At 65.8% G+C, this 19998-nt stretch carries 20 protein-coding genes and 5 tRNA genes; 5 read left to right on the forward strand and 20 right to left on the reverse strand.

What is annotated here, in order from left to right; genetic code table 11:
• Positions 1 to 32: 32 nt before the first annotated feature.
• The 8 genes from B5X73_RS06930 to rlmE form a co-directional block, all read right to left on the reverse strand.
• Complete coding sequence (locus tag B5X73_RS06930) at positions 33 to 1685, reverse strand: phosphoethanolamine transferase (protein WP_079521080.1); 1653 nt, start codon at positions 1683 to 1685, stop codon at positions 33 to 35.
• Positions 1686 to 1779: 94 nt separating this feature from the next.
• A tRNA-Lys gene (locus tag B5X73_RS06935) sits at positions 1780 to 1855 on the reverse strand.
• Between the two features lie 28 nt (positions 1856 to 1883).
• Positions 1884 to 1960: transfer RNA gene (locus B5X73_RS06940), tRNA-His, on the reverse strand.
• 14 nt (positions 1961 to 1974) lie between these two features.
• Positions 1975 to 2051, reverse strand: a tRNA-Arg gene (locus B5X73_RS06945).
• A 24-nt stretch (positions 2052 to 2075) separates the two neighbouring features.
• Positions 2076 to 2152, reverse strand: a tRNA-Pro gene (locus B5X73_RS06950).
• Positions 2153 to 2297: 145 nt separating this feature from the next.
• Positions 2298 to 2374 (reverse strand) — tRNA-Arg (locus tag B5X73_RS06955).
• Positions 2375 to 2559: 185 nt separating this feature from the next.
• Entirely contained in the window at positions 2560 to 4488 is a 1929-nt protein-coding gene (gene ftsH / locus B5X73_RS06960; protein WP_176167763.1) for an ATP-dependent zinc metalloprotease FtsH, read from the reverse strand.
• Entirely contained in the window at positions 4485 to 5135 is a 651-nt protein-coding gene (rlmE, locus tag B5X73_RS06965; RefSeq protein ID WP_036112043.1) for a 23S rRNA (uridine(2552)-2'-O)-methyltransferase RlmE, read from the reverse strand. Before rlmE ends, ftsH begins: the two co-directional genes overlap by 4 nt.
• A gap of 84 nt (positions 5136 to 5219) precedes the next feature.
• On the opposite strand from rlmE, the gene B5X73_RS06970 reads away from it, so the two are divergent.
• From B5X73_RS06970 to panE, 3 genes are read left to right on the forward strand one after another with little or no spacing between them, the layout of a single operon-like run.
• Positions 5220 to 5516 carry a YhbY family RNA-binding protein gene (locus B5X73_RS06970; protein ID WP_036112039.1) on the forward strand — a complete coding sequence of 99 codons (297 nt, stop codon included), beginning with the start codon at positions 5220 to 5222 and terminating at the stop codon, positions 5514 to 5516.
• A 5-nt stretch (positions 5517 to 5521) separates the two neighbouring features.
• Complete coding sequence (locus tag B5X73_RS06975; protein ID WP_043694775.1) at positions 5522 to 5899, forward strand: Mth938-like domain-containing protein; 378 nt, start codon at positions 5522 to 5524, stop codon at positions 5897 to 5899.
• A 5-nt stretch (positions 5900 to 5904) separates the two neighbouring features.
• Complete coding sequence (panE, locus tag B5X73_RS06980) at positions 5905 to 6834, forward strand: 2-dehydropantoate 2-reductase (RefSeq protein WP_079521081.1); 930 nt, start codon at positions 5905 to 5907, stop codon at positions 6832 to 6834.
• Here the strand turns inward: panE and B5X73_RS06985 are convergent.
• From B5X73_RS06985 to surE, 4 genes are read right to left on the reverse strand one after another with little or no spacing between them, the layout of a single operon-like run.
• Positions 6827 to 7822 carry a peptidoglycan DD-metalloendopeptidase family protein gene (locus tag B5X73_RS06985; RefSeq protein ID WP_079521132.1) on the reverse strand — a complete coding sequence of 332 codons (996 nt, stop codon included), beginning with the start codon at positions 7820 to 7822 and terminating at the stop codon, positions 6827 to 6829. The two genes, panE and B5X73_RS06985, sit on opposite strands and share 8 nt — an antisense overlap.
• 29 nt (positions 7823 to 7851) lie before the next feature.
• Positions 7852 to 8460 carry a YqaA family protein gene (locus B5X73_RS06990; RefSeq protein WP_036112032.1) on the reverse strand — a complete coding sequence of 203 codons (609 nt, stop codon included), beginning with the start codon at positions 8458 to 8460 and terminating at the stop codon, positions 7852 to 7854.
• Between the two features lie 29 nt (positions 8461 to 8489).
• Positions 8490 to 9173: a protein-L-isoaspartate(D-aspartate) O-methyltransferase gene (locus tag B5X73_RS06995; protein ID WP_036112029.1), complete on the reverse strand. Its 684-nt coding sequence runs from the start codon at positions 9171 to 9173 to the stop codon at positions 8490 to 8492.
• On the reverse strand, positions 9173 to 9955 hold the full coding sequence (gene surE / locus B5X73_RS07000; RefSeq protein ID WP_036112027.1) for a 5'/3'-nucleotidase SurE: 783 nt from the start codon (positions 9953 to 9955) through the stop codon (positions 9173 to 9175). The genes B5X73_RS06995 and surE overlap by 1 nt, the downstream gene beginning before the upstream one ends.
• A gap of 116 nt (positions 9956 to 10071) precedes the next feature.
• On the opposite strand from surE, the gene B5X73_RS07005 reads away from it, so the two are divergent.
• Entirely contained in the window at positions 10072 to 10614 is a 543-nt protein-coding gene (locus B5X73_RS07005; RefSeq protein WP_079521082.1) for a Smr/MutS family protein, read from the forward strand.
• A gap of 6 nt (positions 10615 to 10620) precedes the next feature.
• Here the strand turns inward: B5X73_RS07005 and truD are convergent, their stop codons facing one another.
• From truD to B5X73_RS07045, 8 genes are all read right to left on the reverse strand, one after another.
• Positions 10621 to 11640 carry a tRNA pseudouridine(13) synthase TruD gene (truD, locus tag B5X73_RS07010; RefSeq protein ID WP_079521083.1) on the reverse strand — a complete coding sequence of 340 codons (1020 nt, stop codon included), beginning with the start codon at positions 11638 to 11640 and terminating at the stop codon, positions 10621 to 10623.
• 10 nt (positions 11641 to 11650) lie between these two features.
• On the reverse strand, positions 11651 to 13078 hold the full coding sequence (gene mgtE, locus B5X73_RS07015; RefSeq protein ID WP_079521084.1) for a magnesium transporter: 1428 nt from the start codon (positions 13076 to 13078) through the stop codon (positions 11651 to 11653).
• Positions 13075 to 13548 carry a 2-C-methyl-D-erythritol 2,4-cyclodiphosphate synthase gene (gene ispF, locus B5X73_RS07020; protein ID WP_079521085.1) on the reverse strand — a complete coding sequence of 158 codons (474 nt, stop codon included), beginning with the start codon at positions 13546 to 13548 and terminating at the stop codon, positions 13075 to 13077. Before ispF ends, mgtE begins: the two co-directional genes overlap by 4 nt.
• Positions 13548 to 14237 (reverse strand): 2-C-methyl-D-erythritol 4-phosphate cytidylyltransferase, encoded by a 690-nt coding sequence (gene ispD, locus B5X73_RS07025; protein WP_079521086.1) that lies wholly within the window; start codon positions 14235 to 14237, stop codon positions 13548 to 13550. The genes ispF and ispD overlap by 1 nt, the downstream gene beginning before the upstream one ends.
• Positions 14237 to 14566, reverse strand: a complete 330-nt coding sequence (ftsB, locus tag B5X73_RS07030) for a cell division protein FtsB (protein ID WP_036117324.1) — start codon at positions 14564 to 14566, stop codon at positions 14237 to 14239. The genes ispD and ftsB overlap by 1 nt, the downstream gene beginning before the upstream one ends.
• A gap of 23 nt (positions 14567 to 14589) precedes the next feature.
• Positions 14590 to 15888 (reverse strand): phosphopyruvate hydratase, encoded by a 1299-nt coding sequence (eno, locus tag B5X73_RS07035; protein WP_043694793.1) that lies wholly within the window; start codon positions 15886 to 15888, stop codon positions 14590 to 14592.
• 10 nt (positions 15889 to 15898) lie between these two features.
• Entirely contained in the window at positions 15899 to 16282 is a 384-nt protein-coding gene (locus B5X73_RS07040) for a hypothetical protein (RefSeq protein WP_036111998.1), read from the reverse strand.
• Between the two features lie 97 nt (positions 16283 to 16379).
• Positions 16380 to 18071, reverse strand: coding sequence for a CTP synthase (locus B5X73_RS07045; protein ID WP_036111996.1), 1692 nt, complete (start codon positions 18069 to 18071; stop codon positions 16380 to 16382).
• 104 nt (positions 18072 to 18175) lie between these two features.
• On the opposite strand from B5X73_RS07045, the gene B5X73_RS07050 reads away from it, so the two are divergent.
• Complete coding sequence (locus tag B5X73_RS07050; RefSeq protein ID WP_079521087.1) at positions 18176 to 19975, forward strand: aminopeptidase P family protein; 1800 nt, start codon at positions 18176 to 18178, stop codon at positions 19973 to 19975.
• Positions 19976 to 19998 lie beyond the last annotated feature (23 nt).

Here is a 19998-nt window from a genome sequence, read left to right on the forward strand (position 1 = left end):
TCTAGGCGCCCGCAGGACGCAGGTCTACCGACTCAGCCGCGGCAGCCGGAAAGCAGGTCGAGCTCCGGCTTGTACACCGACGTGCGCGTGCCGAAGAAGCCCAGCAAGGTATGGAACAGGTTGTCCTGACTGGCCGGCTGCACGCGTCGCTGATTGAGGCACTCCAGCCGCATGCCCGTGTCGCTTACCCAGCCGGGTGAGAACCACATCAGCATCGGGATGTGCTTCTGCTGTGTGGGGGCCGTATCCCAGTCCGCGCCATGGAGATAGATGTCGTGCTCACCCAGCGACTCGCCGTGATCGGACAGGTACATCATCGCGCTGTCGATGTCGGGCGCGGCCTTCAGCGTATCCACGACCCGGCCAAGGATATGGTCGGTGTAGAGAATGGTGTTGTCGTAGCTGGCCACGGTCTGCGCATAGGTGCACGTCTGCACTTCGGCGGTCTCGCAGCCGGGTTTGAAGACATTGAAGGCGGACGGATAACGCTGGAAGTAAGACGGCCCGTGGCTACCCTTGATGTGCAGCACCAGCAACGCGGGTGAGCGCATCTTCGCCAGACGCTCAGGCAGGTCCGCCAGCAACACTTCGTCGACGCAACCATCCGCGTCGCACAGACCCGCGACCCTGGCATTGGTCAGGTCATCGTTGGGCACTCGGGCGCAGACGTCCTTGCAGCCTTCATCGTTGTCACGCCAGAACACGTCCACGCCGGCGTGCTGAAGCACATCCAGCGCATTCCAGTGCGACTTGGCGACCGGCTTATCGAACTTCGCGCGCGTCATGTCCGAGAACATGCAGGGGACCGACACCGTCGTCGCCGTGCCGCACGACCAAGCATCGCTGAAATAGATCGCGCCCGCCCGCTTCATCTCGGGATTGGTGTCGCGCGCATAACCCTGCAGCGACTGATTTTCCGCGCGCGCCGTCTCGCCCACCACCAGCACGACAACACGCTTGCGCGGAGCGACGGACGCATCCGTCGGTGGCAGCGTCGCGTCGGTGCCGATCGGCACCATCACCCTCTTCCGACGGAACACATCGCGCTGCAGGTAGTGAAACGTGCCGCTGAGCGCCGCGTAGGGATTGAAGACCTCGTACATCGTGCGGTGATTGCGCTCGAAGTAGACGTAGGTGCGACCCATCAACATGGGCGGCACGAGCATCAGCGCGGCCGCGACCAGCACGATGACGGCACGCCAGCTGAGGCTTCGCCAGACAGGCATGAAACGCACGGGCACGAGCAGAACGAGGACGGCGGGCAGCACGCCGAACAGCGCGATCCATGTCACCGACCCGGTCGTGATCATCGCCATCGCTTCGGCGCGCTGCGTCTCGAAAATGCTCTGGATGATTTCTTCGTTCAGCCGCACACCGAAGGTGTCGGCGTAGAAGGCGCTCGCGGCGGAGATAACGATCAGCAGCGCAAGCAGCGCTTTACCGATACGCGGCCACATGACCAGGGCGAGCGTCAGAACCAGATTGCCAACCAGCCGACAGCAAACTGTCACGCTGAGACCCCAGAATCCTTGTATGCCCTGCGATGCTGCCAGAGCCGCGTGCAGCTCCGTCCACAAGCCACGATTCAACACGGCGAGGATGTACACGGCGACCACGGCGCCGAGCGCCCATGCCGGTAGCGCTCGCCTGGCGCGGCGCTGAGACGGCTGGTCTTGAATGATCATCGGGTATCCATCCTGGCCCGAGACAGTCGCGAGCACATGAAATATCGCACATAAGAAAAAGGCACCTAGATTTCTCTAAGTGCCTGATTCAAATTGGTGGGCCGTGTAAGATTCGAACTTACGACCAATTGATTAAGAGTCAACTGCTCTACCAACTGAGCTAACGGCCCGTTTTAAACTTGCAAACCACACTAAAAGTGGGGTGGACGATGGGACTCGAACCCACGACATCCGGAATCACAATCCGGTACTCTAACCAGCTGAGCTACGCCCACCATAAAACACGATCTGGCGCGCCCGACAGGAATCGAACCTGCAACCGTCGGCTTAGAAGGCCGATGCTCTATCCGGTTGAGCTACAGGCGCAGGCACTGTACGTAGAACGCCAATTGGTCGGGGCAGAGGGATTCGAACCCCCGACATCCAGCTCCCAAAGCTGGCGCTCTACCAGACTGAGCTATACCCCGAACTTCTAAGCTGCATCCCGATGACCCGGGGTGAAGCCGTCAAATGTTACGGGTCTAACTCAAGCCCGTCAATCCGTATGAACACACCACACTTTCAACTACCGCTACCGTCGCGCATGTACCGCGCCGGCTTACCGCTTAAAGATGGTGCGCCCGGAGAGATTCGAACTCCCGACCACCAAGTTCGTAGCCTGGTACTCTATCCAACTGAGCTACGGGCGCACACTTTAAACCTTTAACCCGGCGACTTCCGCTGCGAAGCGTTGGCGCCGTGTCGAGAAGCGGAATTATTCAGATATCGGAGCTGTGCGTCAACCCTTTTCTGCATCTTTTTTTCTCGAATCGGTAACACGCAGTTCAAATAGCCGTCCGAATGAAGAAGGGCGGCCATGGGCCGCCCTTCTCTTTTACAGCTGTGTCGCTGGTTTACCGACTTTGTCCGGCGCCGGACCCGTGTCGCGCGGCGGCGGCGGCGGGGTCGAACCCGGCTTCTGCCAGTCGGCCGGCGGACCCGGCTCACGACCATTCATGATGTCGTCGATCTGGCGCGCATCGATGGTCTCGTAGAGCAACAGTGCTTCGGCCATACGGTGCAGCTTGTCGATGTTCGTCGTCAGGAGGTCCTTGCTGCGCGCGTAAGCGCGATCCAGGATCGTCCTGACCACTTCGTCGATCTTGCGCGCGGTCTCGTTGGAGACGCTCTTGTGCTGCGTGACGGAGCGACCGATGAAGACCTCGTCCTCCTCCTCGCCGTACATCACCGGACCGAGTTCGTCCGACAAGCCCCACTTGGTGGCCATGTTGCGGGCCATCTTGGTGGCGCGTTCGATGTCGTTGGAGGCACCGGTAGTGATCTTGTCGTGGCCGAAGATGACCTCTTCCGCGACGCGGCCGCCGTACAGCGAGCACAGCTGCGATTCGATCGCGACCTTGTTCATGCTGTAGCGATCGCCTTCCGGCAGATACATGGTCACACCGAGCGCGCGACCGCGCGGAATGATGGTGACCTTGTAGACCGGATCGTGCTCGGGCACCAGGCGGCCGATGATGGCGTGGCCGGCCTCGTGGTAAGCGGTCAGCTTCTTCTCTTCGTCGTTCATGGCCATCGAGCGGCGCTCGGAGCCCATGAGGATCTTGTCGCGCGCACGATCGAGGTGGCTCATGCGGACTTCGCGCGCATTCTCGCGCGCCGCGAACAGGGCGGCCTCGTTAACCAGGTTGGCCAGGTCGGCGCCGGAGAACCCGGGCGTGCCGCGCGCGATGACCATCGCTTCGACATCGGCCGCTGTCGGCACCTTGCGCATGTGGACCTTGAGGATCTGCTCACGCCCCTTCACGTCCGGCAGGCCGACCACCACCTGGCGGTCGAAACGGCCCGGACGCAGCAGCGCGGGATCGAGGACGTCGGGACGGTTCGTGGCGGCGATGACGATGATGCCTTCGGTACCCTCGAAGCCGTCCATCTCGACCAGCAGCTGGTTGAGGGTCTGCTCGCGCTCGTCGTGACCGCCGCCCATGCCGGCGCCGCGATGGCGACCGACGGCGTCGATTTCGTCGATGAAGATGATGCAGGGAGCGTGCTTCTTGGCCTGCTCGAACATGTCGCGCACGCGGCTCGCGCCCACGCCGACGAACATCTCGACGAAGTCCGAACCGGAGATCGAGAAGAACGGCACCTTGGCTTCGCCCGCGATGGCCTTGGCCAGCAGCGTCTTACCGGTACCGGGCGGACCCACCATCAGCACGCCGCGGGGGATCTTGCCGCCCAGCTTCTGGAACTTGCCGGGGTCGCGGAGGAACTCGACCAGTTCGCCCACCTCTTCTTTCGCTTCGTCGCAGCCAGCGACGTCGGTGAAGTTGACCTTGACCTGGTCCTCGCCCTGAAGCTTGGCGCGGGAGCGCCCGAAGCTCATGGCACCGCGACCGCCCGAGCCGGCCTGCATCTGTCGCATGAACCAGATCAGGACGGCGACGAAGATGATGATGGGCAGCCAGTTGAAGACCAGCCCCAGAAGGGAGAAGCCGTTATCGGCCGGCTCCTGGCGCAGCTCGACGCCCTTGTCGCGCATCTGCTTGACCAGGTCGCTGGTCGACAGGCCGACCACCGGCACGACGGTGCGGTAGGAACCGCCGTCTTTCAGTTTGCCGGTGATGGTCGGAGGTGCCGTCGACGTAATGGTGCCGCTGGCTACGTTCCCGTTATCGACCTGCTGGGCGAAGGTCGTGTAGGACATGTCCTGCGACGATCCGCCGTGCGGGTTGAAGGTCTGGAACACGGTCAGGAGGACCACCGCGATGATCAGCCAGAGCAACAGATTTTTTGCCATCTCATTCATGCGCGGTTCTCGCCTGGTTGCCGGGTCGCGGACTTCAGTCCGGTCGCCAGTGCATACACCTCCGGCGAACGTGCGCGGGAGGCTTTCGGTTTACGCATCGTCACGCGACTGAAGTCAGCGCGCAAGGTCTTGAGGTACTCGTCGAATCCCACGCCCTGGAACAGCTTCACGAGAAACGACCCGCCCGGCTTCAGCCATTCGAGGCTGAACTCACGAGCGAGATCGCAAAGGTCCATCGCGCGGATCTGATCCGCCAGTGCCACACCGGACATATTGGGGGCCATGTCCGACAGGACAAGATCGACCTTCTGGCCGCCAAGCATGGATTCCAGCTCGCGCAGGACCGATTCCTCACGGAAATCGCCCTGCATGAACTCGACCCCGGCCAGGCTGGCCATCGGCAGGATGTCCATGGCGATGACCTTGCCGGTGTCGCCCAGGCGCTGGCGGGCCAGCTGCGACCAGCCGCCCGGGGCGGCGCCCAGATCGACCACGGTCATGCCGGGCTTGATCAGGCGGTCGCGCTCGATCAGCTCTTCGAGCTTGTAGATGGCGCGCGAACGCGCCCCCTCGGCCTGAGCCTTCTTGACGTAAGGATCGTCGAAGTGCTCTTTAAGCCAACGGGAGCTGGTCTTGCTGCGTGCCATGGGCTTTTGCCGGATTCTTAATAAGGAGCGGGCCTTGCATGATACCCTTTGCCGCCTATCCGCCGCACATCGAACCTGAACGCAATGTCGCTTTCCCCTACACAGCGCCGATATCTCCGTAGCCTCGCCCACGACCTGCGGCCGGTCATCCTGCTCGGCAACAAGGGCGCGACCGAAGCCGTCGCCAAGGAGCTCGCCCAGGCCCTGGATATCCACGAGCTCGTGAAAGTGAAGCTTTCCGGCGGCGACAAGGACGAGCGCCAGGCTCAGATCGCCTTCCTGTCGGGCCAGACCGGTGCCGAGAACGTCCAGGAAATCGGCCACATCGTCGTCCTGTTCCGCCGTAACGAACAGGATCCGAAGCTCGCCCTGCCCCGGTAAACCCCATGGATCTCTCGTTCGAACACCCGGGTGAGTACCTGTTCGTGCGCCGGGTTGGCCCCGGCACGGTCACCGTGGTCGACCGCGACTTCCGTACGAGCCTCCTGCTGACGCCCGAGCGGGTGGTCGAGGACTGGGCCGTGAGCGACGCGAGCCAGCTTACCGCCGACGATGTCGAGACCTTCGTTGCCCTCGGCCCCGAGCTCGTCCTGCTCGGTACCGGCGAGCGCCAGGTGTTTCCGCCGGCCGCCTTCATGGCGGGACTGCTGAAGAAAGGTATCGGCGTCGAAGCCATGACCAACGGATCGGCCGCCCGAACTTACAGCCTGCTGGCTGGCGAGGGCCGCAAGGTCCTGGCCGCCTTCATCCTTCCCAAGGTCTGAACCCCATGCGACTCCTGGTCCTCGGCGCCGGCGGGACCGGCGGTTACTTCGGGGGCCGGCTCGCACAGGCCGGCTCCGATGTCACTTTTCTCGTCCGCCCCGAGCGCGAGCGCATACTGGGCGAACAGGGACTGGTGATTCGCAGCCCGCTCGGCGACGCGACGGTGAACGTCGCAACGGTCACCGCCGAAACGGTCGGCAACGCGGGCGCGTTCGATATCGTCCTGCTTTCCTGCAAAGCGTATGACCTGCATTCCGCCATCGAGGCCATCGATCCGGCCGTAGGTCCCCGGACCGCCCTCCTTCCGATCCTGAACGGTCTGGCGCATTACCCGACGCTCGACCGGCGCTTCGGGCCGGACGCCGTCATTGGCGGACTTTGCTTCATCAGCGCGGCGAAGGGTCCGCACGGCGAAGTTCTGCACTTCGGCAACGCCGCCTCGGTCACATTCGGCGAACGTGACGGCCAGGCGCATGACAACCGTTGCGCTGCCCTGGCACAGGCCTTTACCGCGGCCGGGGTCGACCACGCTCACTCGACGGACATCCACCGCGACATGTGGGCGAAGTTTTCCTTCCTGACGACGCTCGCCGGCGCGACCTGTCTGTTCCGCGCAAGCATCGGCGACATCGTCGCCACCAACGACGGCCGCCAGCTGATCGAGCGCATGTACGAGGAGTGCCTGATGGTGGCGCGCGCCTCGGGCCATGCCGTGCCCGACACCGCACGCTCGTTCGCCTGGAAGACGCTCACGCAGGAAAGCTCACCGCTGACGGCCTCGATGCTGCGCGACCTGGAGTCGGGGCAGCGGGTCGAAGCCGATCACATCGTCGGCGACATGCTGACGCGGGCGCGGGATGCGGGCATCGCCGCGCCGATGCTGGAGGTGGCGTTCGCGCACCTCCAGGCGTACGAGGTAAGGCGCCCTACTTAGCCGGCAGATACTGCAACGGATCGACCGGATTGCCATCCCGCCGGATCTGGAACTGCAGTTCGTCGCGCGTCGCACCCGACGAGCCCATCTCGGCCACCGACTGCCCCGCCTTCACCTTCTCGCCTTCCTTCACCAACCGCTTCCGGTTGTGCCCATAGGCGGAGAGGAAGCTGTCGCTGTGTTTGATGATGACGAGCTCGCCGTAACCGACCAGTCCGTTGCCGCTATACACCACGACACCGTCGGCGGCCGCGCGCACCGGATCGCCCGACTTGCCGGCGACCTCGATGCCAGGGATGGCATCGCCCGACGCGAATTTCTTGATCAGCGTGCCGTCGGCCGGCCAGCGCCAGTTGATGCCGCCCGCACTGCGCGTCGCGCCGCTGGTGACGATCGGCGTCGCCGCCGGCGGGTTCTCGACCGGCGCCGGGGCGGCCGCGGGAGCGGAAGGCGTCGGCGCCGGAGGCACGAGCGACTCGCCGGGCTTACCCGCCACGACCACCGGCGTATTGGTGGTCGTAGCCGGCGCGGGCACGGACGGCGGAGCCGACTCGGCGGCGGTCACATTCTCGAAGGCGGGCCTGGTCGGCTGCACGGGCGGTGGCGATGAAGCCGGTGCCGGATGCCCGGCAGGCGGCGGCACGGCAACGACCACCGGCGGAGCGGCGTGCGACGGAGCCGGTGCATTCTCATGGCCTGGCGGCGACAGGCGAAGATCCTGCCCCGGCCAGATGGTGTACGGCGAAGCGATACCGTTCCAGCCGGCCAGATCGCGGAAATCGACCTTGTTCCGGAATGCGATGCTGTAAAGCGTATCGCCCTTGACCACGCGGTAGCTCCCACCCGGGGGCGGCGACGGCGATGTGGCGGCGTGCGCCGGACCGTAACCACCCGGTGAGCGGGTCACGACCACGGTGCGGGTCGGCGCGCAGGCGGAAAGAGCCACAGCCAGGCCCAGCACGACGGCCAGGGCCAGCGGACGGGTCATGAGCATCGCGGATTTCCTTTCTCGGGCACTCATCGCAACAGGAACCACCAGACGGCCAGGAGGACGACCGCCACGATAACAGCCCAACCTATCCACTCGATGTGTTTGCGGAGCATCTTTTCGGCACGCTCGCCGAAGATGCGGATCAGCAGCGCCAGCAGCCAGACGCGCTTGCCGCGACCGATGAGCATGCACAGCAGGAAGGGCAGCAGGGGCACGCCGACTATGCCCGAGGCCCAGGTGACGAACTTCATCGGCACCACGGGCTGCAACGCGGCCATGGCGAGCACGATGTACAGCCCGAACGAGTGCGCCTCCATGTCCTTCTGCAGGTTGCCCACGCCCGTCATGATGGGCGCCAGGAGGTGCATCGACTCGAGCAGCGGCTTCAGCGCTTCGAAGGCGTAGTGGCCGAGCATGTAGCCGACCAGCGAACCCAGCAGCGAAAACAGCAGGCTCCAGTTAGCGAGGCGGAAAGCCTTGCGCGGCTCGGCCAGCATCATCGGCGCGAGCATCACCTCGGGCATCACCGGAAAGATGAAGGCCTCGACGAACGAAAGTCCCGCGAGGTAGCGGACCGCGTGACGATGGCGTGCCCAGACGATGGCGCGCTCGTAGAGCGATGAAAACATCCGCATTCAGCGGTTTCCCTTATGGTGTGAGGGCATCAGCCGATGCCGCCGAGCAGCGGAACGAAACTCACCGCGCCGAGTTCTTCGCGCACGACCTCACCGTCGTCGCCCTTGCGCAGGCGGAGCAGCAGCTGCTGGCTCGGACTACCGACCGGCGCGACCAGTACCCCGCCCGGCTTGAGCTGATCGAGCAGCTTCGCCGGTACGCGATCGCCCGCGGCGGTCAGGATGATGGCGTCGAACGGTGCGTCGGACTCCCAGCCCAGCTTGCCGTCGTCGTGGCGCGAGCGGAGGTTCTCGATACCCAGCTGGCGGAACCGGCGGCGCGCCTGACGCAACAGCTCTTCGATCCGCTCGACGGTGTAAACGGTCGGCACGATGCCGGCGAGCACGGCGGCCTGGTAACCCGAACCGGTGCCGATCTCGAGCACGCGTTCGGGGACGCCGTGCTCGATCAGCGCTTCCGTCATGCGCGCGACGATCCACGGCTGCGAAATGGTCTGGCCGTGGCCGATGGGCAGCGCGGTGTTCTCATAGGCGCGCGAGTGCAACGCCTGATCGATGAAGTGATGCCGCGGGAGCTGGCGGATTACTTCCAGGACACGCTCGTCGCGAATGCCCTCCTCCACCAGCCTGGCGACGAGACGATCGCGCGCCCGTTGCGAGGTCATGCCTTCGCCGCGCAGCGCGGAAGGAGGAAGGGCGTGCAGGTTCACCATCAGGCCGCCTCCTCGCTGTCCATCGCCGAGGAGAGCGACAGCATCCAGCTGCTCACTTTCTCCAGTGCCTGAAAGCGCGTCAGGTCGGTGTGGATCGGCGTCACCGAAACGAAGCCCCGGCGCACGGCATCGAAGTCGGTCCCCGGACCGGCATCGTCGATTTCACCGGGCGGACCGATCCACCACAGGGTGCGCCCACGCGGATCCTCGCCGCGGATCGCCGGAGCGGCGCGATGGCGACGGCCGAGGCGGGTTACTTCAAAACCCCGGATGGCTTCCCAGGGCAGATCGGGGACGTTGACGTTGAGAATGGTGTCGGCAGGCAGCGGATCGACGATCAGGCGCTGCATCAGCATGAGCACGGCGCTCGCGGCCGAATCGAAATGCCGGCCGGTGCCCTCGCCCGTCACCAGGGAGACCGCGATGGCGGGCAAGCCAAGGAAGCGCCCCTCCATCGCCGCGGAGACGGTACCGGAGTAGATGACGTCGTCGCCCAGATTGGCGACGTTGTTGATGCCCGAGACGACGATGTCGGTCTCGTGATCGAGCAGACCCGAGAGCGCCAGATGCACGCAATCGGTCGGCGTGCCGGCGACACGGTAAAAGCCATTTTCGAGACGCTGCGCACGGATCGGCGCATCGAGGGTGAGCGAATTGCTCGCCCCGGAGCGATCGCGGTCGGGCGCGACGACCGTCACCGCGCCGAACTCGCCCAGACGCCCGGCGAGGACCCGGATGCCCGGAGCCTCCACGCCGTCGTCGTTGCTAACCAGAACTTGCATGCTGATCCAGATCGAAAAACGGGTACGGCGGCCACAGCTGTAACGATGGCCGCCCGACCGCCCAAGTCTACCGGACCGGGCAGCGGGATTCACGAAAGGCCGCTAGGATGTGAGGCATGAAGCGACGCTCGCCCACGGTCAATGAGGACGACAGCCAGCTGTTTCGCGAGGCGATCGGCGACGTTCGGCCCATGGCGCCCGTCGAGCCCGTGCCAGAGCGCCCCCGGCCGGCGCCGCACCCGCACATGCGCGACGCGGACGAAGCCGCCGTGCCCGCGGATTCGATGCTGTTCGATTACGACCCGGCGGACCTGGAGGTGGGTGAGGAACTCTCCTACCTTCGCGACGGCTATCCGCCGAAACTGCTGAAGCAACTGAAGCGCGGGCAATTCAGCATCCAGGCGGAGGTGGACCTGCACCAGATGAACGCCGCCGCCGCGCAGCTGACCATTGCCGAGTTTCTGGCCGAGTGCCGGCACGACGGAATCCGCTGTGTGCGGATCATTCATGGGAAGGGACTGCGGTCGAAGGCGGCGGGGCCGGTGCTCAAAGGGCTGACCGACCGGCTGCTGCGGCGACGGGACGATGTCGTGGCGTTCGCTTCGGCGAGGCCGGCACAGGGTGGGACCGGCGCGGCGGTGGTGTTGTTGAAGGGGTGACCCGGGTTACGAGGTCACCGCCACTTCCCGAAGCACGGTGGTCGCATACGCCCCGGCCGGCAGCCCGAACGACACTTCCAGCGCGCCGTCGTCCAGCCAGCGCCACGCCAGGTCGCGCGGCATCAGACGCAGCGCCCGGCGCTCCTGATCCAAGCGCGCACCCGCAAGTCCCCTGACGAGGACGTCATCCCGCGCGGCGACCGAACGCTCCAGCTCACCGACCGCCTCGGTGGTCGGCGGCTCACCATCGCCCCACAACGGTCCGGACGGATGGATGTCGAAACGTCCCAACCGCTCGGCCAGCGTCTCGTTGAACGGCTCCGGCCCGAACCACGAGCGCGAGCCATCGAGGGACCAGATCTCGCCGTCCATCGGCGTGTCCCACTGCCCGTTGCGGACACGCTCGGCGAGCACGCCGTTATAGATGTGCGAGCGTGCGGCGGAAAGCAGGATCGACCGTTTGTCGCGATCCACTCGGCGACCTCCGAACATCGCCTTCGCCTGCTCGACGTTGTTGCCACCCAGGCCGAAACGCTGCTCACCGAAGTAATTGGGCACGCCACGCGCGGCGATCTCCGTCAGACGCGCATCGGCGGCCGCGCGATCGCCCTCGATCTCGCGCAGCACCAGGACGAAGCGGTTTCCACGCAGGGCACCGCGCTTGATCTTGCGCGAGTGACGCGCGGCCGAGACGATTGTCACGTCCTCATGAGGAAACGCCGACCAGTCCGGATCGGCCTTGCCCGGCAGATGTGCCGTGAATACCTGGCGCGTCACGGCGTGACGGTCCTTCATGCCCGCATAGCCGACGTTCATCGCCTGGATACCGGCGAACTTCGCCAGCTCGCGGGCCACCCACTCGGTGTTCTGACCGCGTTTCTCGACGACGAGAAACGCATGCTCGCCCGCACCGTCGGCTTCGTAACCGAGGATTTCCTCGACGAAGAAATCCTCGGGCGCGGAGCGCAGGCGACCGCGCAACGGCGGTTCGCCGTAGGCGTAGGGAAGTTCGTTATGGTCTGTCATGTTCGGGCCTTCAGAGCAGGAAAATCGTCGCCAGCCCCAGGAAAATGAAAAAGCCGCCGCTGTCGGTCACCGCCGTGATCAGCACGCTGGAGCCCAGCGCCGGATCGCGGCCGAGTCTGGTCATGAGCATCGGGATACCGACCCCCATGAACGCGGCGAGAAGAAGATTGAGTGTCATGGCCGAGGTCATCACCAGACCGAGCGACACGCTGCCGTAGAGCAGCCATGCGACCACGCCGATGCAACCGCCCCAGACGACACCATTGATCAGCGAGACGCCGAGCTCCTTGCGCCACAGACGCTTGGCCTGCGACGGACCCACCTGCTCCAGCGCCATGGCGCGGACGATCATGGTGATGGTCTGGTTGCCGGAATTGCCGCCGATGCCCGCGACGATCGGCATCAGTGCCGCGAGCGCGACGAGCTTTTCGATCGAGTGTTCGAACAGGCCGATCACCCGGGAGGCGATGAAGGCCGTGATCAGGTTGATCGCCAGCCACGCCCAGCGATTGCGCACGGACTTCCATACCGAGGCGAAGATGTCTTCCTCTTCGCGCAGACCGCCGCGCGACAGGGCTTCGGTCTCGCTTTCCTCGCGGATGAAGTCGAGCATCGCGTCCACGGCGATACGGCCGATCAGGCGCTGCTGGTGGTCGATGACCGGCGCCGTGACGAGGTCGTAGCGTTCGAACGCCTGGGCGACGTCGTAAGCGTCGTCTTCCGGACGGAACGTATTGACGTCGGGCGCCATGATCTCGTGAACCATCTTGTCCGGCGAGTTCACCAGCAGCCAGTGCAAGGGCAGTACGCCGGTGAGCACGTTCTCCGAATTGACGACGAACAGCTTGTCCGTCTGCGCGGGCAGTTCTTCGAACCGACGCAGGTAGCGCAGCACCACCTCGAGGCTGATGTCCTCGCGGATGGTGACCATGTCGAAGTCCATCAACGCGCCGACCTGGTCGTCCTCGAAGGACATGGCCGCCTGCACGCGCTCGCGCTCCTGCGCGTCGAGGCTGGCCATGAGTTCGGGCAGCACATCGGTCGGCAGGTCGTCGACGAGGTCGGCGAGTTCGTCCGCGTCGAGCGGCTCGACGGCGGCGAGAATCTCGCTGTCGTCCATGTCCGCGATCAGCGCTTCGCGCACCGAGTCGGAGACTTCCAGCAGGATCTCGCCGTCCCGGTCCGAACGCACCCGCTGCCAGACCGCGAGGCGATCTTCCAGCGGCAGCGATTCGAGCACGTCGGCGAGATCCGCCGGATGCAGTTCATCCAGGCGTGACTGGAGCTCCGCATCGGTCGCGCCGAGCGCGGTCTCGTCGTCGTTGGGTGCCGCACCCGCGTACTCGAGCAGGCCTTCCCGGCGCCGCAGCAACTCGGTGATCGCCTCGAGCCTGTCGTGCAGGCGCGGCGTCGAGGTGCGCGGTTCGGCCTCGCTCATGCGCGCAGCACCAGCACGGTGGCCAGTGCCGCGATGCCTTCGCGACGACCGGTGAAACCGAGGGTTTCCGTCGTCGTCGCCTTGATGCTGATGCGGTCGATGTCGACACCGAGATCCTCGGCGATGATCGCCCGCATGGCCTGCGCGTGCGGACCGACCTTCGGCGCCTCGCAGATCACGGTCATGTCGGCGTTGCCGAGCTCGTAGCCGCGCTCGGCGAGAAGATCACGTACGGCGCGGACGAACGAACGGCTGTCCGCGCCCCGCCACTTCTCGTCGGACGGCGGAAAATGCTTACCGATATCGCCAAGCGCCAGCGCACCGAGCAATGCATCGCAGAGCGCATGCAGCACGACGTCGCCATCGGAATGCGCAAGCACGCCCTGACGGTGCGGCACGCGCACGCCACCGAGCATCACATGGTCGCCGTCGCCAAACGCGTGGACGTCGAAGCCCTGGCCAATACGCATCACCGAGTTCTCCCTGACAGGAACTCCGCCAGGGCGAAGTCGGCCGGCGTCGTTACCTTGATATTGTCTTCCGAACCTTCGACCAACAGCGGCGAAACACCGGCCCGCTCCATCGCCATCGCCTCATCGCTGACGACGATACCCGCGTCGGCGGCAAGGCGAAGTGCACGCGCCAGCGCGCCGCGCCGGAACATCTGCGGGGTGAACGCACGCCAGCGGCCGTCGCGCGGCTCGGTCGCCACGCTGCGATCCTGCCCATCCGCCCGTTTCAGCGTGTCACGCAGGGGTGCGGCAAGCAGGCCACCCTCACCCGCCGAGGCGAGCTCGATCAGGCGGGAGATGTCGGTGGCGCGCACGCACGGCCGCGCCGCGTCATGCACGAGCACGAAATCACCCTCACCGACCGACGGCGGCAAGGCCAGCAGGCCCGCGAGGACGGAATCGCTGCGTTCGCCACCACCCGTGGCCACGATCAGCGGCTTGCCGCCCACCGTGTCCACGGAAGAAAAGTGCCCATCGTCGGCCGCGATGACCACCACGAAGCCAGCGATGCGCGGATGCGCAGCGAGGCGTTCGAGGGTGCGGTCGAGCATCGGCCTGCCGGCGATAGGCTGGTATTGCTTGGGTCGATCACCGCCGGCCCGGACGCCCTTACCGGCGGCGGGAATCACACACCAAAGCGCGTCCATTACTGGCCGCCGGGCGCGACGGGCGGCGGAGCCGGCGGCGCGCTGGTCGCGGCCCCCGGCTCGACGACCTGGTAGAACGTTTCGCCCGGCTTGACCAGACCCAGTTCCTGACGCGCACGCGCCTCGGTGGCCTGCTCGCCGTGCTTGAGGTCTTCCACGTCCGCCGCCAGCGCCTGGTTGCGCTTCTGCAAGGCGGCATTGTCTTCGGTCTGTTTGGCGACCGACGCGCGCAGCGAATCGACCTCGGCCATCCCCCCACCGCCGACCCACAGCTTCAGCTGCAGCGCGATGAGGATGATGACGAGGATCAGGCCGATCCACCGCAGGATTGCCGCATTGCTCAAGTGACGACTCAGCCCGGCAGCTTGGACAGGCTCGGGAACGCATGGCGACCCGCGTACTTCGCCGATGCGCCGAGAGCTTCCTCGATACGCAGCAGCTGGTTGTACTTGGCCACGCGATCCGTGCGGCACAGCGAACCGGTCTTGATCTGCGTCGCCGTGGTGGCCACGGCGATATCGGAGATCGTGGTGTCTTCGGTTTCACCCGAGCGGTGCGAGACGATGGCCGCGTACTTCGCGCGGTCGGCCATGGCGATGGCTTCGAGCGTCTCGGACAGCGTACCGATCTGGTTGACCTTGATCAGGATGGCGTTGGCGATCTTCTTGTCGATGCCTTCCTGGAAGATCTTCGGGTTGGTCACGAACAGGTCGTCACCGACCAGCTGGATGCCCTCGCCGATCGCGCGCGTCAGGTGTGCCCAGCCTTCCCAGTCGCCTTCACCCATGCCGTCTTCGATGGTGACGATCGGGTACTGCTTCGACCACGAGGCCAGCGTGTCGACCCACTGCTCCGGCGTGAACACCTTGCCTTCGCCTTCGAGGTCGTATTTGCCGTTCTTGAAGAACTCCGAGCTGGCGACGTCGAGGCCGAGGAGGATCTCGCTGCCGACCTTGAAGCCGGTCTTGTTGACGGCTTCCAGGATCGTGTCGAGCGCTTCGACGTTGGACTTGAGGTTCGGCGCGAAGCCACCCTCGTCGCCCACCGACGTGTTCAGCCCGCGACCCTTCAGCACCGACTTCAGCGCGTGGAAGATCTCGGCGCCATAACGCAGCGCTTCGGCGAAGCTGGGCGCGCCGACCGGCAGGACCATGAACTCCTGCACGTCGACGTTGTTGTCGGCGTGGGCGCCACCGTTGATGATGTTCATCATCGGCACCGGCAGCGTGCCGCCGCCGTCGACCATCAGGTACTGCCACAGGGCCTGCTTCTTCGAGGCGGCAGCGGCGTGAGCGGCGGCCATGGAAACGCCGAGCAGCGCGTTGGCGCCCAGCTTGCCCTTGTTGTCGGTACCGTCGAGTGCGATCAGCTTGTCGTCGAGACCTTTCTGGTCGAGCGCGTCGTAGCCGGCCAGCGCCCTGGCGATGTCGCCATTGACGTTGGCGACGGCCTTCGTGACGCCTTTGCCGCCGTAACGGGACGTGTCGCCGTCACGCAGTTCCACGGCTTCGCGGGTGCCGGTGGAGGCGCCGCTGGGCACGGCCGCGCGGCCGAACGAACCGTCGGCCAGGGTGACTTCGGCTTCGAGGGTCGGGTTGCCGCGGGAATCGAGGATTTCGCGGGCGTGAATTTTGGTGATCGAAGTGCTCATGCTGTTCCCGTTACGAGTTGGAATGACGCAGGACAGTACCGAGCAGCATGAGGCCGCCGGTACCGATCAGGATGAAAACGTTGAGTCCGAGCCCGATCGCGCCGAACGTGCGGCGGCGGTCCTGGCGGCGCAAGGCGATGAAGCCGAGCACGACGCCGACGAGGGCGAGGACGAGAAAGGCGATGAGGATGAAGCCGATGGTGCCGAACACCGCGAGGTGCTCTTCCGGGTTACCGGCCATCATCAGGGAGGCGGCGAGCGAGATGCCGAAAGCGATGGCGAGACCGGAGACGATGGCTAGGACGAACGAGGCGATGCCGTGACCCGACTGCGGCAGACGTGCCGCACGCTGGCGACCTTCACCGGCGGTAGGGATCCCGTTGTCCTCAGTCATCCAGCCTGTCTCCCCGGACCCTTTGCGGCCCCAGCGTTGGCATCGCCGGCGCACCTCGCGCCGGCATCCCGTCAATCATACCGTTTCAGGGAAACGATCAGGCGTGGCTCGATGCCGCCGGCGCCTCGGAACGGACGGCGAGCTTTTCACCCTCACGGACAGCCTTGTACTCGCGGGCGGCGCGGACGAATCCGATGAACAGCGGATGGCCTTCGCGCGGCGTCGAGGTGAATTCCGGGTGCGCCTGGCAGCCCAGGAACCACGGATGCACATGGCGCGGAAGCTCGACGATTTCGACCAGGAGATCGTCCATCGACTTGCCCGAGATCACCAGGCCGAGGTCTTCGAACGACTGGCGATAGCGGTTGTTGAACTCGTAACGGTGACGATGGCGCTCGCGCACCACGTCTTCGCCGTAGAGCTCGCGGGCCAGCGTACCGGCCTTGAGGCGGCACTCCTGCGCGCCCAGGCGCATGGTGCCGCCCAGGTCGGAGCGCTCGCTGCGCTGCTCGATTTCACCAGTGGCGGTGGTCCACTCGGTGATCAGGCCGATGACCGGATCCGGCGTGTTGCGGTCGTTCTCGCTGGAGTCGGCCTGGGTGAGGCCCGCCGTATTACGGGCGAACTCGACCACCGCCGCATGCATGCCGTAGCAGATGCCGAAGTACGGCACACCGGCTTCGCGGGCGAACTGCGCGGCCAGGATCTTGCCCTCGAACCCGCGCTTGCCGAAGCCGCCGGGCACGAGGATGGCGTCCGAGTCGCCTAGCACGGTGCGCGCGCCACGCGCTTCCACGTCCTCGGAATCGACCCAGTGCAGGTTGACCCGCGTGGACTGGTTGATGCCGCCGTGACGCAGCGCTTCGGCCAGGGACTTGTAGGCGTCCTTGTGCTCGACGTACTTGCCGACGATGGCGATGTTGATCTCGTCGCGCGGGTGCTCGACGGCTTCGACCGTGCGCACCCAGCTGGAGAGGTCCGCCGGGCCGGCGTCGAGGCCGAGGCGCTTGATGACCAGTTCGTCCAGACCCTGCTCGTGCAGCCACATCGGCAGCTTGTAGATGACGTCGACGTCGATCGTGCTGATGACGGCGTTCTTCGGCACGTTGGTGAACAGGGCGATCTTGTGGCGCTCGGCGTCCGGAAGGGGCTCCTCGCAGCGGCAGAGCAGCACGTCGGCCTGGATACCGATGGAGCGAAGTTCCTTCACCGAGTGCTGGGTCGGCTTGGTTTTGATCTCGCCCGCGGCCTTGATGTACGGCACCAGCGTGAGATGCACGAACATGCACTTCTCGGCGCCGTGCTCGATACGCAGCTGGCGGATGGCCTCGAGGAACGGCAGGGACTCGATATCGCCCACGGTGCCGCCGACTTCCACGAGCGCCACGTCGTAACCGCGCGTCGCTTCGTGGATGGAGTGCTTGATCTCGTCGGTGATGTGCGGGATGACCTGCACGGTGGCGCCGAGGTAGTCGCCGCGGCGCTCCTTGCGGATCACCGACTCGTAGATCTTGCCGGCGGTGATCGAATTCTTGCCGGTGAGGCGCGTGCGGACGAAGCGCTCGTAATGGCCCAGGTCGAGGTCGGTCTCGGCACCGTCGTCGGTGACGTAGACCTCGCCGTGCTGGAAGGGACTCATGGTGCCCGGATCCACGTTGATATACGGATCGAGCTTCATCATGGTGACGGAGAGACCCCGCGCCTCGAGAATGGACGCGAGCGACGCCGCTGCGATGCCCTTCCCGAGGGAAGACACCACACCGCCGGTGACGAAAATCAGGGGAGTCATGCGAGCAGCCAGTGCTGGAAATCGGTATTTTACCCGAGTGCATCCCTACTCGCGAGGGGCATGATGAACGTGCCGGACGGGCGCCTTCGTTTTACCATGGTGAAATGACCGCTACCTCCATCCCCGCCCGTCTCCAGGCCCTTCGCGCCGCCATGACCCGCGAAGGCATCGCCGCCGTCGTCGTTCCCACGGCCGATCCCCACCTTTCCGAGTACCTGCCGCCCCGCTGGCAGGGCCGCGAGTGGTTTTCCGGCTTCACCGGCTCGTCCGGCACGCTGATCGTGACCGCGACCGGCGGCGGGCTGTGGACCGATTCCCGCTATTTCTCGCAGGCCGAAACCGAGCTCGCGGGCAGCGGCCTGCCCCTCATGAAGCTGAACGTGGCGCACACGGCGGAGCACGTCAGCTGGCTGGCGGAGCAGGTCGGCGAAGGCGATACGGTGGCTGTCGCCGGCGACAGTGTCTCGCTCACGGGTGCCGAAAGCCTGGGCAAGCGGCTGGCCGCCGTCGGCGCCTCGCTGCGCACCGACCTCGACCTTCCCGCCGCCGCCTGGCCTGATCGTCCGGGCAGGCCCGATGCACCGGTGTTCGCCCATCTGGCTCCGTTTGCCGCGGTCGATCGCGCGGACAAGCTGCGCCATGTGCGCACGGCGATGCGCCGCGCGGGCGCCACGCACCACTTCCTGTCCAGCCTGGACGACATCGCCTGGCTGACCAACCTCCGCGGTGCGGACGTCGACTACAACCCGGTATTCCTGGCGCATCTGCTGATCGCGGAGGATCGGGCCACCCTGTTCGTCGATGCGGCCAAGGTGCCGGGCGAGGTCAAAGCGGCGCTCGCCGCGGATGGCATCTCAATCGCCGATTACGCCACGGCCGCCTCCGCGCTGGCCGCCCTGCCCGACGAGGCCGTGCTGCTGATCGATCCGGCCCGTGTCGTCGTCTCCGTTCTGGAGGGTCTGCCCCCGACGGTGAAGCAGGTTCATGCCGCCGCGCCGTCCACGGCGCAGAAAGCGCGCAAGACACCCGAGGAACTCGACCATATCCGCGACGTCATGCGTCGCGACGGTGCCGCGCTGGCGCGGGCCTTCCGCCGTATCGAGACCGGTCTCGTCGCCGGTGAGCCGCTGACCGAGCTCGATGTCGACACGATCGTCCGCGACGCACGCAGCGCCCAGACCGGCTTCGTCGGCGAGAGCTTCTCCACGATCGCCGGGTATCAGGCCAATGGCGCCCTGCCCCATTACCGGGCCACCGAAGGCCAGTTCAGCCCGCTGGCCGCCAAAGGCCTGCTGCTGATCGATTCCGGCGGCCAGTACCTGGGCGGCACGACCGACATCACCCGCGTCCTCGCCCTCGGCCCCGTGACCGACGAGCAGCGCCGCGACTCGACCCTCGTGCTCAAGGGCATGATCGGCCTGTCCCGCGCCCGTTTCCCCAAAGGCGCCAGCGGCCCGCAGCTGGACGCACTCGCCCGTGCGCCGCTGTGGGCGGCCGGCATGGACTTCGGCCACGGCACCGGCCACGGCGTGGGGTATTTCCTGAATGTGCACGAGGGCCCGCACGGTATCCGCCCACCGGTGACCGGTGGCGCGCTGGTACCGCTGGAGACCGGGATGATCACCTCGATCGAGCCGGGCCTGTACAAGCCCGGCCGTTACGGCATCCGCCACGAGAACCTGGCGGTGGTGACGCAGGCGGACAGCACCGAGTTCGGCGAATTCTTCGCCTTCGAGACGCTGACACTGTGTCCGTTCGATCGTCGGGGGCTGGAACCGCGCCTGCTGGAGCCCTCGGAGCGCGCCTGGCTCGACGACTATCACGCCACCGTACGCGCGGCGCTGTCACCGTTACTGGACGGGGCGGATCGCGAATGGCTGGAGTGGCATTGCGCGCCGTTGTGAATCGTCGCGAACAGCGGGTGCTT

It is taken from the genome of Luteibacter sp. 22Crub2.1 (genome assembly GCF_900167995.1).
GTDB lineage: Bacteria > Pseudomonadota > Gammaproteobacteria > Xanthomonadales > Rhodanobacteraceae > Luteibacter > Luteibacter mycovicinus.

Excerpts from the sequence above, each read along its gene's own strand:
- B5X73_RS07050 (WP_079521087.1), top strand. The coding sequence starts at position 18,176 with ATGACCGCTACCTCCATCCCCGCCCGTCTCCAGGCCCTTCGCGCCGCC.
- B5X73_RS06985 (WP_079521132.1), bottom strand. The coding sequence starts at position 7,822 with ATGACCCGTCCGCTGGCCCTGGCCGTCGTGCTGGGCCTGGCTGTGGCT.
- B5X73_RS06995 (WP_036112029.1), bottom strand. The coding sequence starts at position 9,173 with ATGGTGAACCTGCACGCCCTTCCTCCTTCCGCGCTGCGCGGCGAAGGC.
- B5X73_RS06990 (WP_036112032.1), bottom strand. The coding sequence starts at position 8,460 with ATGCGGATGTTTTCATCGCTCTACGAGCGCGCCATCGTCTGGGCACGC.
- B5X73_RS07045 (WP_036111996.1), bottom strand. The coding sequence starts at position 18,071 with ATGACTCCCCTGATTTTCGTCACCGGCGGTGTGGTGTCTTCCCTCGGG.
- B5X73_RS07005 (WP_079521082.1), top strand. The coding sequence starts at position 10,072 with ATGAAGCGACGCTCGCCCACGGTCAATGAGGACGACAGCCAGCTGTTT.
- mgtE (WP_079521084.1), bottom strand. The coding sequence starts at position 13,078 with ATGAGCGAGGCCGAACCGCGCACCTCGACGCCGCGCCTGCACGACAGG.
- panE (WP_079521081.1), top strand. The coding sequence starts at position 5,905 with ATGCGACTCCTGGTCCTCGGCGCCGGCGGGACCGGCGGTTACTTCGGG.
- ftsH (WP_176167763.1), bottom strand. The coding sequence starts at position 4,488 with ATGAATGAGATGGCAAAAAATCTGTTGCTCTGGCTGATCATCGCGGTG.
- eno (WP_043694793.1), bottom strand. The coding sequence starts at position 15,888 with ATGAGCACTTCGATCACCAAAATTCACGCCCGCGAAATCCTCGATTCC.
- B5X73_RS06970 (WP_036112039.1), top strand. The coding sequence starts at position 5,220 with ATGTCGCTTTCCCCTACACAGCGCCGATATCTCCGTAGCCTCGCCCAC.
- surE (WP_036112027.1), bottom strand. The coding sequence starts at position 9,955 with ATGCAAGTTCTGGTTAGCAACGACGACGGCGTGGAGGCTCCGGGCATC.
- truD (WP_079521083.1), bottom strand. The coding sequence starts at position 11,640 with ATGACAGACCATAACGAACTTCCCTACGCCTACGGCGAACCGCCGTTG.
- ispF (WP_079521085.1), bottom strand. The coding sequence starts at position 13,548 with ATGCGTATTGGCCAGGGCTTCGACGTCCACGCGTTTGGCGACGGCGAC.
- rlmE (WP_036112043.1), bottom strand. The coding sequence starts at position 5,135 with ATGGCACGCAGCAAGACCAGCTCCCGTTGGCTTAAAGAGCACTTCGAC.
- B5X73_RS06930 (WP_079521080.1), bottom strand. The coding sequence starts at position 1,685 with ATGATCATTCAAGACCAGCCGTCTCAGCGCCGCGCCAGGCGAGCGCTA.
- B5X73_RS07040 (WP_036111998.1), bottom strand. The coding sequence starts at position 16,282 with ATGACTGAGGACAACGGGATCCCTACCGCCGGTGAAGGTCGCCAGCGT.
- B5X73_RS06975 (WP_043694775.1), top strand. The coding sequence starts at position 5,522 with ATGGATCTCTCGTTCGAACACCCGGGTGAGTACCTGTTCGTGCGCCGG.
- ispD (WP_079521086.1), bottom strand. The coding sequence starts at position 14,237 with ATGGACGCGCTTTGGTGTGTGATTCCCGCCGCCGGTAAGGGCGTCCGG.